This window comes from Pseudomonas sp. E6002 (assembly GCF_013385565.1).
Classification (GTDB): domain Bacteria; phylum Pseudomonadota; class Gammaproteobacteria; order Pseudomonadales; family Pseudomonadaceae; genus Aquipseudomonas.
This window is the reverse complement of record NZ_JACAPT010000037.1, coordinates 16,443-33,215: the sequence shown is the minus strand read 5'-3', so window position 1 is coordinate 33,215 and position 16,773 is coordinate 16,443. Positions and strand designations below refer to the sequence as shown.

General features: G+C 63.0%; 13 protein-coding genes. 8 read left to right on the top strand and 5 right to left on the bottom strand.

Going from position 1 to position 16,773, the window contains the following annotated elements; genetic code table 11:
• Positions 1-186: 186 nt before the first annotated feature.
• The 5 genes from HX815_RS27300 to HX815_RS27280 all read left to right on the top strand — a co-directional run bounded on the left by HX815_RS27300 (position 187) and on the right by HX815_RS27280 (position 6,301).
• Positions 187-1,770 (top strand): ABC transporter substrate-binding protein, encoded by a 1,584-nt coding sequence (locus HX815_RS27300; RefSeq protein WP_008431399.1) that lies wholly within the window; start codon positions 187-189, stop codon positions 1,768-1,770.
• Complete coding sequence (locus HX815_RS27295; RefSeq protein WP_087693384.1) at positions 1,767-2,744, top strand: ABC transporter permease; 978 nt, start codon at positions 1,767-1,769, stop codon at positions 2,742-2,744. Before HX815_RS27300 ends, HX815_RS27295 begins: the two co-directional genes overlap by 4 nt.
• Positions 2,744-3,571 (top strand): ABC transporter permease, encoded by an 828-nt coding sequence (locus HX815_RS27290; protein ID WP_003210288.1) that lies wholly within the window; start codon positions 2,744-2,746, stop codon positions 3,569-3,571. The genes HX815_RS27295 and HX815_RS27290 overlap by 1 nt, the downstream gene beginning before the upstream one ends.
• The gene (locus HX815_RS27285) at positions 3,568-5,148 is read left to right on the top strand and encodes an ABC transporter ATP-binding protein (protein ID WP_177029208.1); all 1,581 of its coding nucleotides are present in this window, start codon (positions 3,568-3,570) and stop codon (positions 5,146-5,148) included. The genes HX815_RS27290 and HX815_RS27285 overlap by 4 nt, the downstream gene beginning before the upstream one ends.
• A 292-nt stretch (positions 5,149-5,440) precedes the next feature.
• Positions 5,441-6,301 (top strand): alpha/beta fold hydrolase, encoded by an 861-nt coding sequence (locus tag HX815_RS27280; protein WP_003210284.1) that lies wholly within the window; start codon positions 5,441-5,443, stop codon positions 6,299-6,301.
• Here the strand turns inward: HX815_RS27280 and HX815_RS27275 are convergent.
• From HX815_RS27275 to HX815_RS27255, 5 genes are all read right to left on the bottom strand, one after another.
• Positions 6,268-6,990, bottom strand: a complete 723-nt coding sequence (locus HX815_RS27275; protein WP_003210282.1) for a L,D-transpeptidase — start codon at positions 6,988-6,990, stop codon at positions 6,268-6,270. The genes HX815_RS27280 and HX815_RS27275 overlap by 34 nt on opposite strands.
• Positions 6,991-7,073: 83 nt before the next feature.
• Positions 7,074-7,835 (bottom strand): M15 family metallopeptidase, encoded by a 762-nt coding sequence (locus HX815_RS27270; protein ID WP_177029207.1) that lies wholly within the window; start codon positions 7,833-7,835, stop codon positions 7,074-7,076.
• Positions 7,836-7,902: 67 nt separating this feature from the next.
• Positions 7,903-9,423 carry a glycosyltransferase family 39 protein gene (locus HX815_RS27265; RefSeq protein WP_177029206.1) on the bottom strand — a complete coding sequence of 507 codons (1,521 nt, stop codon included), beginning with the start codon at positions 9,421-9,423 and terminating at the stop codon, positions 7,903-7,905.
• 59 nt (positions 9,424-9,482) lie between these two features.
• Positions 9,483-11,138, bottom strand: coding sequence for a lipid IV(A) 4-amino-4-deoxy-L-arabinosyltransferase (gene arnT / locus HX815_RS27260; RefSeq protein WP_177029205.1), 1,656 nt, complete (start codon positions 11,136-11,138; stop codon positions 9,483-9,485).
• Between the two features lie 348 nt (positions 11,139-11,486).
• The gene (locus tag HX815_RS27255) at positions 11,487-12,170 is read right to left on the bottom strand and encodes a histidine phosphatase family protein (RefSeq protein ID WP_177029204.1); all 684 of its coding nucleotides are present in this window, start codon (positions 12,168-12,170) and stop codon (positions 11,487-11,489) included.
• Positions 12,171-12,516: 346 nt separating this feature from the next.
• Here HX815_RS27255 and HX815_RS27250 point away from each other — a divergent pair, with 346 nt between their 5' ends.
• The 3 genes from HX815_RS27250 to HX815_RS27240 are packed head-to-tail and all read left to right on the top strand — an operon-like array spanning position 12,517 to position 16,715.
• The gene (locus tag HX815_RS27250; protein WP_008431380.1) at positions 12,517-13,185 is read left to right on the top strand and encodes an ABC transporter ATP-binding protein; all 669 of its coding nucleotides are present in this window, start codon (positions 12,517-12,519) and stop codon (positions 13,183-13,185) included.
• A 1-nt stretch (position 13,186) separates the two neighbouring features.
• The gene (locus tag HX815_RS27245) at positions 13,187-15,661 is read left to right on the top strand and encodes an FtsX-like permease family protein (RefSeq protein WP_177029203.1); all 2,475 of its coding nucleotides are present in this window, start codon (positions 13,187-13,189) and stop codon (positions 15,659-15,661) included.
• Positions 15,651-16,715, top strand: a complete 1,065-nt coding sequence (locus HX815_RS27240) for a lipocalin-like domain-containing protein (protein WP_177029202.1) — start codon at positions 15,651-15,653, stop codon at positions 16,713-16,715. The genes HX815_RS27245 and HX815_RS27240 overlap by 11 nt, the downstream gene beginning before the upstream one ends.
• Positions 16,716-16,773: the final 58 nt, after the last annotated feature.

Below are 16,773 nucleotides of genomic sequence, written 5' to 3'. Positions count from 1 at the left end.
CAAGGCTCGGCAGCTGCTACGCACAACCATTCCTCAAGAGGGCGGGCTGTTGCTTTTTCCACACTCGTCCCGGCCACTGTGGTTTTTTCATCACTGCCAAGGCCTGTGATGCCCGCAAACGCGGCCCGTCGCCCCATGGCACAGCCCTTGCTAAATCCCTGACAAAACCTTAGTCAAGGAGTCTCCATGCGCCCTTTATCTTTTCGCCGTGTCCTTTCATACCTGGGACTTGGCGCCGTGCTGCTGGCCGGCACCGCTCAGGCGCAACCCCATGACGGCGGGGTGCTGAACCTGGTGGCCCAACCCGAACCGCCGTCGCTGATGCACGGCGTGGTCAGCCACGTGTCCACCCAGTACGTCAGCGGCAAGATCCTCCAGGGCCTGCTGACCTTCGACACCGACCTGAAACCCAAACCGGTATTGGCCAAGGCCTGGACCGTTTCTCCCGATGGCCTGACCTACACCTTCGATTTGCAGGACAACGTGCGCTGGCATGATGGCCACGCGTTCACCGCCGATGACGTGGTGTTCAGCTTCCAGACCTTCTACCCCGAAGTGGACAAGCGTCTGGGCGGGGTCTTCACCGAGTACGTCGACAGCATCACCGCGAAGGGCCCGCTGCAGGTGGTGTTCCAGCTCAAGAAACCCTTCGCGCCGTTGCTCTCGGCCCTGGGCAGCGGGCTGCGGCCTGTGGTGCCCAAGCACCTCTACGAGAACACTGACTTTCGCAACAACCCCTATAACCTCAAGCCTGTCGGCACCGGCCCGTTTGTGTTTGTGGAGTGGAAACGCGGCGCCTATATCAAGCTGGCAAAGAACCCCGACTACTGGAAAAAGGGCCTGCCACACCTGGATGCGATCATCTTCCACGTGATCCCGGACGGCTCGTCCCGCGCTGCGGCGTTCGAGCGCAACGACGTGCAGGTGCTGCGCAGCGGTGATGCCGACTATTCCGACCTCAAGCGCCTGACCGCCTTGCCGGACGTGCAGTCGTCGGAAAAAGGCTGGGAGCTGTATTCCGGCCTGGCCTTCCTGCAGATCAATACGCGCAAGCCGCCGCTGAACAACCCCAAGGTGCGCCAGGCGATCCTGTATGCGCTGAACCGCCAGTTCATCGTCGACAACATCTTCTTCGGTTCGGGCAAGGTTGCCCCCGGCCAGTTCGTGTCCACCTCGCCGTACCACGACCCGCAATTGCCGCAGTACACCTATGACGTGAAAAAAGCCAAGGCGCTGATTGCCGAGTCCGGCGTGGACGTGGGCGCCGTGCGGATTCGCCTGCTCAACGGCGAGAAGGGCGGTGCCTGGGAGCGCCTGGCCGAATACACCAAGCAAGCCCTGCAGCCGCTGGGCTTCAAGGTACAAGTGGTGACGTCCGACGCCGCCACCTGGTTCCAGCGCGTCAGCGACTGGGACTTCGACCTGACCTACAACTTCATCTTCCAGATCGGCGACCCGTACCTGACCAACGCCTACCTGTACCGCTCCGACTACATCCTCAAGACTTCGCCATTTGCCAACGTCAGCGGCTACAACAGCCCCGAGGCCGATGCCCTGTGGACCCAGGTCGCCAACACCCCGGAAGGCCCGGAACGCACCAGGCTCTATAGCCAGTTGGAAAACGTGCTGAACACCGACCTGCCGATCGCGCCGATCTTCGAAATGCGCTACCCGACACTGTTCCACAAAGAGGTGAAGAACCTGCTGCAAACCGCCACCAGCCTTAACGAAGACTACGAAAGCGTCTACCTCGACGCGCCAGCACCATGAACGGGTTGCTGTATTTCAGCGGTCGCCTGCTCAAGGCACTGTTGATGATTGTGGCGGTGCTGGTGCTGGGCTTTTTACTGATCCGCCTGGCGCCGGGTGACCCGGCGCTGCTGTTGGCCGGCGAGGCGGGGGTGGATGATGTGCAGTTCATCGAACACCTGCGCCAGACCATGGGCCTGGACAAGCCGTTGCTCACGCAGTTGCTGATCTACCTGGGCAATATCGCCCATCTGGACCTGGGTTATTCCTACCGCAACCAGACCTCGGTGTGGTCGCTGATTGCCGAGCGCTTGCCGGCAACACTGGCCCTGATGGGCTCGGCATTTTTGCTCTCGTCGGTGCTTGGCGTCACCCTGGGGACGTTGGCCGCCCGGGCCCGACAGAAGCGCCACTGGCTGGATGGCGTGATCTCCCACGGCGCTTTGCTGCTGTACGCGATGCCGCCATTCTGGCTGGCGATGCTGCTGATCCTGTTGTTCTCCGTCAGCCTCGATTGGTTGCCGGCGTTTGGCATGGAAACGGTGGCACAGGACTTTTCCCTGCTCGACCGGCTCAAGCACCTGCTGCTGCCGTGCGTGTCGTTGAGCGTGCTGTTCCTCGCCTTGTATATCCACCTGACCCGCGCCGCCGTGCTCGACGCCCTTGGCCAGGAATACGTGCGCACCGCCCACGCCAAGGGCCTGCACCCGCGGCGGATTTTGTACGTGCATGTGTTGCGCAATGCGCTGTTGCCGGTGGTGACCTTTGCCGGTTTGCAACTGGGCCAGTTGGCCAGCGGCGCGTTGCTGGTGGAGGTGGTGTATTCCTGGCCGGGGATTGGTCGCTTGATGTACGACTCGCTGGCCCAGCGTGACTACGGCGTGTTGATGGGCGGTTTCCTGGTGATCTCGATTCTGGTGGTGGGCTTTAACGTGTTGACCGATGTGATCTGTCGTTTTCTCGACCCGCGTATCGGTGCAGGAGTGCAAGGCTGATGCTGGTTTTCCGACGTTTTGTGCGCCAGCCTGCGGCGTTGATCGGTGCGCTGTTTTTGCTGCTGCTGACGCTGTTGGCGATCGCCGCCCCCTGGCTGACCAGCAGCTCGCCATGGGAGATGAACAGCCAGCCGATGCTCGCGCCATTCCACGACCCGGCCCATTGGCTGGGCAGTGACCTGCTCGGTCGCGACCTCGCCAGTGGCCTGCTGTACGGCGCGCGGGTGTCCCTGGCCGTGGGGGCGCTGGCCAGCCTGGCGACCCTGGTGGTGGGCCTGCTGGTCGGCGCGGTCGCCGGCTATTTCGGTGGCTGGCTCGACGGTGTGCTGATGCGCATTGCCGAGTTCTTCCAGATCATTCCGCAACTGGTACTGGCGGTGATCCTGGTGGCGATCCTTGAGCCGTCCCTGTTCTCCATCGTGCTGGCCATCGCACTCGTAGCGTGGCCGGCGGTGGCGCGGTTGGTGCGCAGTGAGTTCCTGACCCTGCGCCAGCGCGAATTCGTGCAGGCCGCGCGGGTGCTGGGGCAGTCGCCGCTGGGGATCATCGCCCAGCAGATCCTGCCCAACGCCCTGGCGCCGCTGCTGGTGACCATGACCTTTGTCATGGCCACGGCGATCCTCACCGAAGCGGCCCTGGCGTTTCTCGGCTTGAGCGACCCGGAAGCCATGAGCTGGGGCTACATGATCAATGCCTCCCGTGGCTTGCTGCGGGACGCCTGGTGGATGAGCTTTCTGCCGGGGTTGGCGATTGTGCTGTGCGTGCTGGCGGTCAATCGAGTCGGTGAAGGTTTGCGTGTGGCCTTTGAGCCCGGGAGGTCGCTATGACGTTGTTGAGTGTTGAACATTTGCGTATCGCCTTGCCGGCCGGTGCGGACCGCAGCCATGCGCTGTATGACCTGTCGCTGCAACTGAACCGTGGCGAATGCTTGTGTGTGGTGGGTGAATCCGGTTCCGGCAAGTCAATGCTGGCCAAGGCTTTGCTGCGCCAGTTGCCGGCCCCGCTGAAGGTGGAAAGCGGGCGCCTGGTGTTTCGCGACGAAGACCTGGCCGACCGCAGCGAAGAGGCCATGCGCCAACTGCGCGGGCGGGATATCAGCATGGTATTCCAGGAGCCCATGAGCGCCCTCAACCCACTGTTGCGGGTGGGCCAACAGATCGATGAAACCCTGCGCGCCCATGGCGTGGCGGCGGCACGGGTGCGGCGTCAGCGGGTGGTGGATTTGCTCGGTTATGTCGGCTTGCCCGACCCTGAGCGCTTGCGACTGGCGTATCCGTTTGAACTGTCTGGCGGGCAGCGTCAGCGGGTGGTGATCGCCATGGCCCTGGCGTTTGATCCGGCGCTGTTGATTGCCGATGAGCCGACCTCGGCGCTGGACGTGACCACCCAGGCGCAGATTCTCGACCTGCTGCGCAAGATCCAGCAGGACAAGGGCATGGCACTGTTGTTTATCACCCACGACTTTGCCGTGGTCGAGGCGATTGCCGACCGGGTGCTGGTGCTGGAAAAGGGCCGGGTGGTGGAGCAGGGCACGGCCCCGGCGGTGTTGCGTGTGCCCCGGGAAGATTACACCCGGCAGTTGTTGGCGGCGGTGTCGGCGCAACCGCTGGTGCCACGTACGCAGGTGGCTGGCCCTGTGGTGCTGAAGGCCGAAGCGCTGGGCAAGGTGTTCCGCAGCCGCAGCGGTTGGTGGGGGCGGCGTGCGACTCAGGCGTTGGATGCGGTTCAGCTGCAATTGCGTGAAGGCGAGACGTTGGGGATTGTGGGGGAGTCGGGGTCGGGCAAGTCGACCCTGGGTCGGTGCCTTGTGCGTTTGCTGCGTGCTGACAGCGGGCGGATCGAGTGGTTAGGGCGGGAGGTCGCGGGGTTGTCTGAAGGGCGGCTGCGAGCGTTGCGCAGTGATGTGCAGATGATTTTCCAGGATCCGTTTGCCTCGCTCAATCCGCGGCAGACGGTGGGGCAGATTGTTATGACTGGGCCTTTGGTGCAGGGGGTTTCCAAGGCGGATGCCGAGCGGCGGGCCCGTGAGTTGCTGGGGTTGGTGGGGTTGCCGGCAGCGGCGTTTGAGCGGTTTCCTCATGAGTTTTCCGGGGGGCAACGGCAGCGCATAGGGATCGCCCGGGCGTTGGCGGTGGAGCCTAAGGTGTTGATCGCTGATGAGTGTGTGTCGGCGCTGGATGCGCTGATCCAGGTGCAGATTCTGGAGTTGCTGGAGTCGCTGCAGCGGCGGTTCAGGTTGAGCATTGTGTTTATTACTCATGACTTGCGGGTGGCTGCGCGGTTGTGTGACCGGATTGCGGTGATGCGTCAGGGGAGGGTGGTGGAGCAGGGGGAGACGGCGGCGCTGTTTGCTGATGCGCGGCATCCGTATACGCGGGAGTTGTTGATGGCTGAGGCCATCTGACTTGGGGTGTTGGGGTTGGGGGCATATCCGTTATTCAGCTAACGGCCACCTATGGTTTCGCTCTTACAGCAAGTCACATTGCAAAAGCGGCAAAGGCGACCTGAGTGTTAGAGCAAAAGCAGAGCCGCTTTATGTGGGAGCGGGCTTGCTCGCGAAGAACCTGAGAGCGCCGCGTTGAATCAGGATGTTCGCGTTATCGTTAACGACCTTNNTCCCACATTTGGATCGTGTCCACCTTTGATTTTGCTGTTGCTACACCACACTCAATCCTTTCACTTATTGAGAAACCTCCATGCCGACCTCTTTCACCGAACTGCCAGTGATCCAGGGCCAACCACTGGAAATCCGCCCCAACCGTCACCTGAGCATCACCCATCACGCGGGCACCACCCAACCCGACACGGTAGTGTTCTTCTGCCACGGCGCCGGCGGCAACAAGGACCAGTGGCGCCACCAATGGCAATCCCTGAAAACCCAAGGCTACAGTCTGGTCGCCTGGGACCTGCTCGGCCACGGCGCCAGCGCAAAACCCCGCAACCCCGAGGCTTACGCCTGGCCCGAACTGGTCGCCGACTACCTGGAAATCCTCAGGCGCTACGGCGGCTCCCGCAACCTCATCGTCGCCCACTCCTTCGGCACTGGCCTGACCCTGAGCGCCTTGCTGGCCAAACCCGCGATCCCCATCGAAGCCGTATTGCTGCTGGGCACCCGACTCCACAGCATCAGCCGGAGCGGCGGCCTGATGCGTCTACCCGCATGGCTCCTGGAATGGCTGCGCCCACTGCTGGCCAAAGGTTTCCGCCAGGCGGCATGGAACGCCAAGGCCGACCCCGCACTGGTCGCCTACGAAGAAAAACTCACCGAGCGCAACCCGCTGTACATGTTCAAGGCCCTGATGAAAAACGTCCAATGGCCAGACGCCAATGCACTGCTCACCCTGACCCTGCCTGTGAGTGTGCTGGCCGGCGACACCGACGGCCTGACCCCGGCCAGCGGCGGCGAAGCACTCGCCCGGCATTTGCCCAATGCCGAGTATCAGTTGCTGCCCGAATGCGGCCACCAACTCATGCTGGAAAAACCCGGCGAGGTATTGGCCGCATTTCAACGCCTGCTGTCAGCTCAGCGGGACGGCAGTTTCCAGCGCTCACGGTAGAGGTCGTACTGCGCTGCGGGCAGTTGCACCAGCAGCGGGTTTTCTCGCGGGTCCAGCCAGGCAAACAACGCCTGGATATTCACCGGGTCCATCGCCGTGCAGCCCAATGTTCCCGAACTGACGCTGCGCCAGATATGCAGGAAAATACACGAGCCGCCGTTGGCCAAAGCCGGTGTGTTGTGCTCGACAAAAATCCCCTGGCGGTACAGCTGGTCCTTGCGCAGCATCCGCTCGGAACTGGTCCAGTCCTTGTTCACCGCCGAGCTGTCCACCAGGGTGTTGTAATGGCTGGACTGGCTGTCATCCACGCATTCGCGGGTGGCGGTACTGGCCGCGTAAGGCAAGCGGGTGTCAGCGGTGGGAGCGTAGCCGAAGGCACCGCCGAGTTTGAAGATGCCGGCCGGGGCCTTGCCATCGCCTTCATGCTTGAGGGGCTGCTGGTCGGGGGTGGGTGTCGTAAGGCCGGTGCCCCACGCCATGCCGTTTTTACCGACCACGATGGCAAAGGGTTCGCCGACTTTCTGAAAGCCTTGCCCGTGCCGCTCATAGCGTTGTGCGGTGCCCTGGAGGGCGTTCCAGCCCGGGGTGGTGACCACGATCAGTTGCCGGCTGGTCTCGGGGATTTGCGCGAGTGCCACGTTTGAAAGCAGCGTCAGCAGCGCCGCGCAGGTTTTGATGAGCGTGTTCAACGGCGTTCAGTCCTTGAAAAGAGGGAAACCTCAAACGCTAGTTTTTGCCCCGGGCTTTATCAAGCTGAAGCTGTGTTGTGATGTTACCGCAGCGGTTCGATAGGGAAGTCCATCGGCTCGGCCCGCACCGGATTGCGGCTGTAGGTGAAGTGCCACCATTCGCCGGCATAACCGGTAAAGCCTTCCTTGGCCATCGCAGCGCTCAACCGTTGGCGATTCTGGCGTGCCGCCTGGCTGATGTGGGGGCTGTTGGTGTGAGCCATTTCGTCGAAGCAATCAAAACCGGTGCCCATGTCCAGGCCGCCATCGGGCAAGCGTCGACCGTAACCGGCGGCGCAATCCACCGCCGCGGTGTCGGCGCTCCAGGCCTGGGCTGGCCGCGCATCGGGACCGGTCAGGGTCACGTCCACTGCCGCGCCCCGGGAGTGGTTGGAAACCTTGGCCACGTAGCCCAGGCGCCAGAAATCCTGCTTGTTCACCCGGGGGTAGAACTCGGCCTTGGCCGGATCCCCCGGCAGGCTGGCGAAGCGGCCCATGTTCGCCACGGCACGGCTGGGACGATAGCAGTCGAAGACCTTCAAGCCGTAACCCTGCCTGGCCAACTCGGCCTGGACCCGTACCAGTGCCTTTGCCGCGTCGGCAGACAGCACGCATTCGGCTGCGTTGTAGCCGTCCAGCGGCGCTCCGGTGAAGTTGTGGGGGCTGGCGTAGCGAATGTCCTGGGCGATGCTCGGGTCGAGGCTGCGCAGGTAAACCATGTTGGCCGGCATCGGCGTGTCTGCCGCTACCGGCGTGGCGAGCACGATCAGGCTCAGGGCGGCAAGGGAAAGGGAAGAGTAGGGCATGGCGGGCCGGGCTCGGACGGTGGCTTAAGCGCGCCACACTAGCAATGCCCGCCCCATGCCGCCAGTGCTACGGCGCGGCGTTGGGCACAAATGCCACGCTGCCACCGTCACGCTTGTGGAACAACCGTTCACCATTGTCCGGCTGGGTAGTGATGACCTGATGATCGTTGCCCAGGTAGGCCAGCGGCGTCGGGTCATCCTTGGTGGACTGCGCGACAATAATTGTGCGCTTGGGATCAAAGGTGCGGCCGCTGGTTTTTTCCAGCCAGGCCATGAACGCCGCACTGTCGCCCTGGCGCGGAAAGTCCTGGGTTTCGGCAACGTAGTAGAACGGCGTCCCGTGATTTTGCAGGTACATCGGTACCTTGTTGTCGACTTCCACCATCACCATCTGCCACGCGTTCCATGGCGCGCTTTTCACTGCTTGCGCTTGAACGTCCTCGGCGAAACGGGTCACGCCGCCATTGCCATTGGTCCACGGATACACCACCCCGAGTACCAGCAGCATCACCCCGGCAGCGATGCCGAACCCACGGTACCAACCCCGGCCGACCGTGCCTTTGCGGGCGATACGCTCACTGACCCACCACGCCGCCAGCAACTGCGCGAACGGCACCAGCGGCAGCACGTAGTAACTGCGCCGGCTGCCACTGGCGGTGAAGAACACAAACAGCAGGCCCAGCCCCCACACCAGCCAGCGGGTGTTGGGCGGGGTGTCGCGCCAATGCCGCGCGGCGAGCCACAGGCCCAGCACCCAGCACGGCGCCCAGGGCAAGGTGTAGGCCGGCAGGTAGATCAGGTAGGTGTAGATCGGCCCCATATGGTCGAACGGGTCGAAGAAGCGCACCACGTTTTCCCGGAACACCAGTTCCAGGCCGCTTGCACCGTAGGTCGGTGCGCCGTAGAGGTGGGACAGCACAAACGGGATCGCGTAGAACGCCCCGGCGATGATCACGGCCAGCACCAACCGCAGGTTGAGATGGCGTTTGTAGCGCTGTTCGCTGAGCAAGTGCGGCAACAGCACCAGGCCCGGCAGTACAAAGCCGATCAAGCCCTTGAACAGCGACGTCGCCGCCAGTAACAGGAAGAACACCGTGTAGCGCCCCAGCCGCGTATCGTCCGGCCCGCGCCAATACCACCAGACGGCGGCGAGCACGCCGCATACGGTCAGCACGTCCGCCGTGGCCACCCGGGCCCAGAAGAGGAAGTAGAAGGTGGTCGCGAGCATCCAGCCGGCAATCAGGCCGGTGCCTTTGCGGAACAGTTGCTCGCCGATCAGGTACACCAGCCAGATGCTCAGCCACGCCGAGATGACCGATGACAGGCGCAACGACCACGGGCCCAGGCCGCCCATCAGGTTGGCCAGGCCGGTGATCAGCCAGTACGACGGCAGGGGTTTGTCGTAATACGGGGTGCCCTTGAGGTACGGGTCGAAGTAGTCGCCGCTTTGCAGCATCTGCAGGGTGATGTTCGCCCAGCGGGTTTCCGGGCCCCACAGGTCGCGGGCGCCCAGGCCCAGCAGCAGGATCAGGGCCGACACGCCCAGGAGCAGCAGCAGGGCGCCGCGTTCGGTTTTCCAGAAGGTCATGGAGCGGTTCCGATGTGGGATGAGTGTTTAATGGGTCACCCCACATTAGTGCCGCTGTGTTACGGCAATGGCGGGTAGATGATGATCTCCAGGTCACCCTTGTAATAACGCTTGCCCCCCAACGGCAGCTGGCCGGCTTCGCGCATTTCGCTGGTGCTCCTGACCCGCATCAGCACGCCCACCGGGCCTTGCTGGCGCGCCTGCTTGAGCCAGGCTTGAACGCTGTCCAGATCCACCTTGCGGTGCATCGAGTCGGCGTATTGCAGGCCGTAGCGCAGTTCGCCTTCGGTGTTGTAGAGCGTCACTTCGGGCCGCCGCAGGCGCCATGCCAGGGCCGACGCCGATTCCAGTTCGTTGCTCAGCAGCGCTTGGGTCTTTTGGAGCTCGTCCAGGTGCTGGAGCACGAACTGATCAGGCATCTGGTTATCTTCGATCACCGCCGGCATGCCGGCGGGCAACAGCGCCACCAGCAGGCCAATGCCCAACGCCGGCATCGCCCACAGCGCCAATGGGCGGAAGGCTTGAAGCAGGTTGGCGAGCATCCAGCCCATCAGCACGATGAACGTCAGGGACAGGTTGAACATCTCGCTGTGGCTGTTGCCGTACAACGGCCGGTCGATTTGCAGGTAGATCAGCGTCACCATTGTCGCGACGCCGATGCCCAGGTTGAGCAGGCCATTGACGCGCAGCGTGCGGGTGCGGGCGTTGGCCAGCAGGTCGATCAACGCATGGCCCATCAGCAGCGCCAGCGGCAGCAGGCACGGCATGATGTAGGTCGGCAGCTTGCCGTTGCTCAGGCTGAAAAAGCCCAGGGGCAGCAGCAACCACAGCGCCAGGAAGACGATGGCCGGTTGGCGCTTTTCCTTCCAGGCCTTGCACAGTGTCGCCGGCAGCAGCGCCGCCCATGGCAGGCACGACACCACCATCAGCGGCAGGTAGAACCACCAGGGACGTGCATGCTGGGCATTGTCGGAGGCGAACCGGCGGATGTGCTCGTGCCAGAAGAAGAAACGCCAGTAGTCCGGTTCCTGCAGGTGGATCGTCAGCGCCCAGGGCAGGCACACCACGGCCGCCACCAGAATCGCCAGCGGCCCGTAGCGCAGCAGTTCCCCCAGGCGACGTTGCCAGAGCATGTAAGGCAGGGCGATCAGCACCGGCAGCAACCACGCCAGGAAACCCTTGGTCATGAAACCCATGCCGCAGGCCACACCCAACAACGTCCAGCTGGCGAGGCGGGCACGGGGGGTGGAGCTGTCGAGGGCAAACCACAGCGCCGCCAGGCTCAGGTTGACCCAAAAGGTGAATTGCGGATCCAGGTTGGAATAACCGGCTTGCCCGGCCACCAGGCCGAAACTCATGTAGAGCAGCGCGCAAGCGAAGCTCTTGCGCGGGTCGTTCCACAGCCGGCGGGCGATCAGGTAGGCGAGCACGACGCTCAGGCCGGTGGTCAGGGCGGAAGCGATGCGCACGCCGAACAGGTTTTCACCGAACAACGCCTGGCCCAGTGCAATGAGCCAGTAGCCGGCTGCGGGTTTTTCGAAATAGCGCACGCCCATGAAGTGCGGTGCCACCCAGTTGCCGCTCATGAGCATTTCCTGGCTGATCTGGGCGTAGCGGGTTTCGTCAGGAATCCATAGGCCATGCAGGCCCAGTGGCAGTAGATAGAACATCACGAATGCCAGTAGTAATACGGGCAATGGTTTAAGGCGGGTCATGGCTATTGCACTCTCAAGCGGTATTGACGGTGAATCAGCGCGAGCGCTGGATCAGCCATGCGCGAGGGGTGGAAGGTGGTCGTGGTCGGGTAGAAATGCGGCACAGAACGTTATTCCTTAAACAGTCTGTTAGTGGGGGGGCGAAACTGAATATCCCTGTGCCCCAGTCAAGCTCGTTAAACGTGTGGCGTCCAATAAGTCATCGAAGGTCATCGTCATGTTGTTAACTTGTGAAAAGTTAGTGAGCTAATAATTTTTCTAAAAAAATCAATTAAAACCATAGACGATGCCACGGTCTGGCTGTCTTTTTGCTGAACGAACTTGAATGATTAAATGTTAAGAAGTGTTCTAAAGTTGTTTAAGCACGGCGGCCCAGTCCTTACTGTTCAAAATACCCAGCGCCTTGAACTTGCCATCGGGCAGCAGCTTTACAAACAATGCACTGCCGTATTCAGCATGGGCAGCGTGTGAGTAGTCCAATGCCTCCTCGAAGTCGCTGATGCAGGCGCTGTGGGTGACCACCAGCAGGTTGCGGTCCGCGTGTTTATGCGGGCGCAGTTCCTCGCCGATGGCAGGGCCGCAGATGGCCAGGGGCCCGGGTGACAATTCGGCCTTGCCGAACATGAACAGCGAGGTCTGCGCGGTACGGGTAGTGGGGCTGCTCAGTACGTCGGTGTTTTCCATGCCCAGGGTCTGGAAGGCCTTGCCCACGGCACTGGCAGACAACGAGCCGAGCGTGGTCAGGCCGTCTGACGGGCCCAGGCAAGGGTTGTTGGAGCGGTCACAGCGTTCCTCATGGCGGACCAGCACCACCAGGTCTCCATTACGCCAGGCTTCCAGGGTTCCGGAGGTGAGCAGGCGGTGGCCCACGCCCAGGTCCAGCGGCGATCTTGGCCACCAGATGAACGCCGTTACTGCCAGGCTGATCATCACGATACCTGCCACGCCCAGCCACAGTTTGTTCAGCTGTTTTACAAATGCCCAGCGCGAGCGAGACTTGCTCAGGGTCAGGTCAACCACACTATTCACCATTGGTAACTTCCAGGCGTTAATCCGGTAACTGGCAGCGGCAAGTTAGGCAGGCGCCAAGTGAGTAGCGCTGATGCAGGAATATGCAAAAGCGTGTCACAGGGGCGCTGTCTTTTTGCTGAACATACCGATATAAAAAATTGTTCACTTGCACTAACGGGCGTTTGAAATAACCAGCCTGTTATCTGCCCATGGACGGCAATTTAAAGTGCAGCAGGTGGCGGCCGGGTGAAATCGATGTGAAAAATTTGCAGGGGTCATGGGGCGCTCCTTTTTCCCATGGTTGTGACATAAAAATGTGACAACCGTTATTCTCCGGCTTAAGTCCAGAAGCTTGTGGGGAGGGGTGATGCTGCAGGTACAAGGGGTATTCAAGAGTTATGGCACGCCGCAGGGGCCGTTGACCGTGCTGGCAGGTGTCGACCTGTACCTGGGAGCGCGCAGCAGCCTGGCGTTGATGGGTGAGTCGGGCAGTGGCAAAAGCACGCTGCTGCATTTGGTGGCCGGGCTCGACCAGGTCGACCGTGGCAGCATCCAGGTCGGCGACCAGCGCCTGGACCAGATGAGTGAGGCGCAACTGGCCCACTGGCGGCGCACCGAGATCGGCCTGGTGTTCCAGCAGTTCAACCTGATCGGCAGCCTGCGGGTCGAAGACAACCTGGCCTTCCAGGCGCGCCTGGCCGGGCGCCTCGATCCGGCGTGGCAAGCGCAGCTTGTGGAGCGACTCGGCCTGGGTGACTTGCTCAGGCGTTACCCCGAACAACTGTCCGGCGGCCAGCAGCAACGGGTAGCGGTAGGACGAGCCCTGGCGTCGCGCCCCGGCTTGTTGCTGGCGGACGAACCCACCGGTAACCTCGACGAAGGCACCAGTGACGAAGTGCTGCAACTGCTGCTGGACCTGCTGCGGGACAGCCCCACCAGCTTGCTGATGGTCACCCACAGCCCGCGCATCGCGGCGCGCCTTGACCAGCAGGTGGTGTTGCATCGCGGCCAGGTACTCGCTGCGGACGCCCGCTGACATGCGCGTCTTCCACTGGACACTGCGCGCGCTGCTCAGCCATTGGCGGCGCCACCCTGTGCAATTCTTCAGTGTGCTCACTGGCCTGTGGCTGGCCACCGCACTGTTGACCGGCGTGCAAGCCCTCAACAGCCAGGCGCGGGACAGCTACGCGCGGGCCAGCCAGCTGATCGGCGGCGAACCCCAGGCCAGCCTCAGTGCGCCGGACGGTGCCAGCTTCCCCCAGGCGCTGTTTGCCGACCTGCGCCGCGCCGGGTGGCCGGTGTCGCCGGTGGTGCAGGGCCGCGTGCAGCTCAAGGGCCATGAAGACCAGCGCCTGCAAGTGATGGGCATCGACCCGGTGTCGTTGCCCGGCGGTGGCGCGCTGGCCGGGCAGACCCTGGACCGGGCGCAGATGGTCGCGTTCTTCAACCCGCCGGGACGCACCTGGATCGCGCCGCAGACCTTGCAGTCTCTGGGCCTGAAAGAGGGCGACCAGCCGCTGACAGCCGCCGGGCTCGCGCTGCCGCCGCTGCATGTTCAAGCGGACATGGCCCCTGGCGTATTGCTGACCGATATCGGCTTCGCCCAACCGTTGCTGGACATGCCCCAACGCCTGTCGCGGTTGCTGCTGGGCAAGGCCTTTGCCGCCGCGCATCCCGCCCTGCCGCCGGAACTGGGCGCGCAACTGCAGCTCAAGCAGGCCGAGGAAAACAACCTCGCGCGCCTCACTGAAAGCTTCCATCTGAACCTCGATGCGCTGGGCTTTCTGTCCTTTGTGGTGGGCCTGTTTATCGTGCATGCCGCCATCGGCCTGGCGCTGGAGCAGCGGCGCGGCCTGCTGCGAACCTTGCGGGCGTGCGGGGTCAGTGCGCGGATGCTGATCCTCAGCCTGGCGGTGGAACTCGGTGGCCTGGCCGTGCTGGGTGGCCTGGCGGGCGTGGCCAGCGGGTACTTGCTGGCCAGCCTGTTGCTGCCGGATGTAGCCGCCAGCTTGCGCGGTCTGTATGGCGCCGAGGTACCCGGCCAACTGAGCCTCAGCCCGCTGTGGTGGCTCAGTGGCCTGGGCCTGGGTTTGCTCGGCGCGTTGCTCGCCGGGGCGAGCAGCCTGTGGCGGGCGGCGCGTTTGCCGTTGTTGGCGCTGGCCAATGCCCAGGCCTGGCACCAGGCCCATGGGCGCTGGCTGCGACGCCAGGGCTGGGTGGCGGGTTCGGCCTTACTGGTTGCGCTGTTGGCACTGGTATTTGGCGACAGCCTGGCCAGTGGTTTTGTATTGATGGCGGCCTTGTTGCTGGGCGCTGCGCTGGGCTTGCCGGTGGTGCTCAATGGCGTGCTCAAGGCGGTATTGGGGCGCAGCCGTTCGGTGCTGGGGCAATGGTTTCTCGCCGATTGCCGCCAGCAGTTGCCGGCCCTGAGCCTGGCGCTGATGGCCTTGCTGCTGGCGTTGGCCGCCAATATCGGCGCGGGCTCGATGACCTCGGGCTTTCGCCAGACCTTCAACAACTGGCTGGAACAACGCCTGACCGCCGAGTTGTACCTCAATTCGCAAAATCCGGCCCAGGCCGAGGCGCTGCAAACCTGGCTGGTACAGCAGCCCCTGGTGCAGACAGTGCTGCCGACCTGGCAGGTTGCGGTGCAGTTGCAGGGGTGGCCGGCTGACCTGTTCGGCGTGGTCGACGACCCTACTTATCGCCAGCATTGGCCGCTGCTGGAAGCGGCGGCGAACCCATGGAGCCAGTTGTTGCAGGACGACAGCCTGATGCTCAGTGAGCAAATGGCACGCCGGCTCAAGGTGCGGCTGGGCGATGTGGTCAGCATCCCCACGCCCCAAGGTCCATGGTCGCCGAAGGTCGTGGGGATTTATGCCGACTACGGCAACCCCAAGGGCCACTTGCTGGTGAATTCGCGGCACCTGTTGCAGCACTGGCCGGGATTGTCGCCGGCGCGTTTCAACCTGCGGGTTTTGCCGGGCAACGTGCTGCCGCTGGTGCGTGCAGTACAGGAACGGTTTGCCCTCGAAGACAGCCGCATCGTCGACCAGCAGCAGCTCAAGGGCTGGTCGAGCCAGGTATTCGAACGAACTTTTGCCGCCACCGCCGCCCTTAACAGCCTGACCCTGGGCGTGGCCGGCGTGGCGTTGTTCATCAGCCTGCTGACCCAGAGCCAAAGCCGTCTTGGCCAGTTGGCCCCGCTGTGGGCGCTGGGCGTGACACGACGCCAATTGATGCTGCTCAACCTCGGCCAGACCTGGCTGCTGGCGGTGCTGACCCTGGTGCTGGCGTTGCCGCTGGGCTTGCTGCTGGCGTGGTGCCTGGACGTGGTGATCAACGTCCAGGCCTTCGGCTGGCGCCTGCCGTTGCAGGTGTTCCCGGGGCAACTGGCGCAACTGCTGGGCCTGGCGATGCTGGCCACCTTGCTGGCTTCGGCCTGGCCGTTGTGGCAGCTGTACCGCAGTCGCCCGGCGGATTTGCTGAGGACCTTTGCCAATGAAGATTAAGTGCCTGCTATGGGCGACGTTCCTGCTGCTGGGCGCCTGCGACAAACCACCTGCACCTGAAGAAAGCTTCGCCGGACTGGGCAGCCAGGCCGCGGACTTTGCCCAGGTGGTGCCCGGCAAGGTCTTCAGCTTTCCCCAGGACCATGGCCCCCATGACGGCTATCGCATCGAATGGTGGTACCTCACCGCCAACCTCAAGGATGCCGAGGGCAATGCCTACGGCGTGCAATGGACGCTGTTTCGCAACGCACTCAAGGCCGGCCCGACACAACCCGGCTGGCACGACTCGACGATCTGGCTCGGCCACGCCGCCGTCACCTCGGCCACCCGCCATTACGCCAGCGAACGCTACGCCCGCGGCGGCGTGGGGCAGGCAGGGGCCCAGGCGGTGCCGTTCAATGCCTGGATCGATGACTGGAATTTCGCCACCCGCCCCGGTGCAGCCAGCCCCCTGGCGGACATGCAACTCAAGGCTGCAGGCGAGCATTTCAACTATGACCTGCACCTGACCTCCAGCCGCCCATTGGTGCTCCAGGGCGACAACGGCTACAGCCGCAAGTCCGACCAGGGCCAGGCGTCGTACTACTACAGCCAGCCGTTTTTACAGGCAGATGGCCGCGTGACGATCGACGGAAAAAACTACCCGGTGACCGGCACCGCGTGGCTCGACCGCGAGTGGAGCAGCCAGCCCCTGACCGCCAGCCAGACCGGCTGGGACTGGTTCTCCCTGCACCTGGACAGTGGCGAGCAATTGATGCTGTTTCGGGTGCGGCAGAAAGACGGACCGTCCTACCTGACCGGCACCTGGATCGACAAAGAGGGCCACACACAGACCCTGCACAACCAGGATATTCAACTGACGCCGCTGGGCACGACTGCCATTGATGGGCGCAGCATTCCCACCCAGTGGTCATTGAAGATCCCGGGCAAACATCTGGATATCACCACGGAAGCAGTCAACCCAAAGGCCTGGATGAACCTGAGCATTCCTTACTGGGAGGGGCCGGTGAAATTTCAGGGTGGGGTGGGGTATCTGGAGATGACGGGGTATTGAGTCCGACGATTTTTTGTAGGCCTTGATTACCTGCCAGGTAGGTGATTTCCCAAATGTA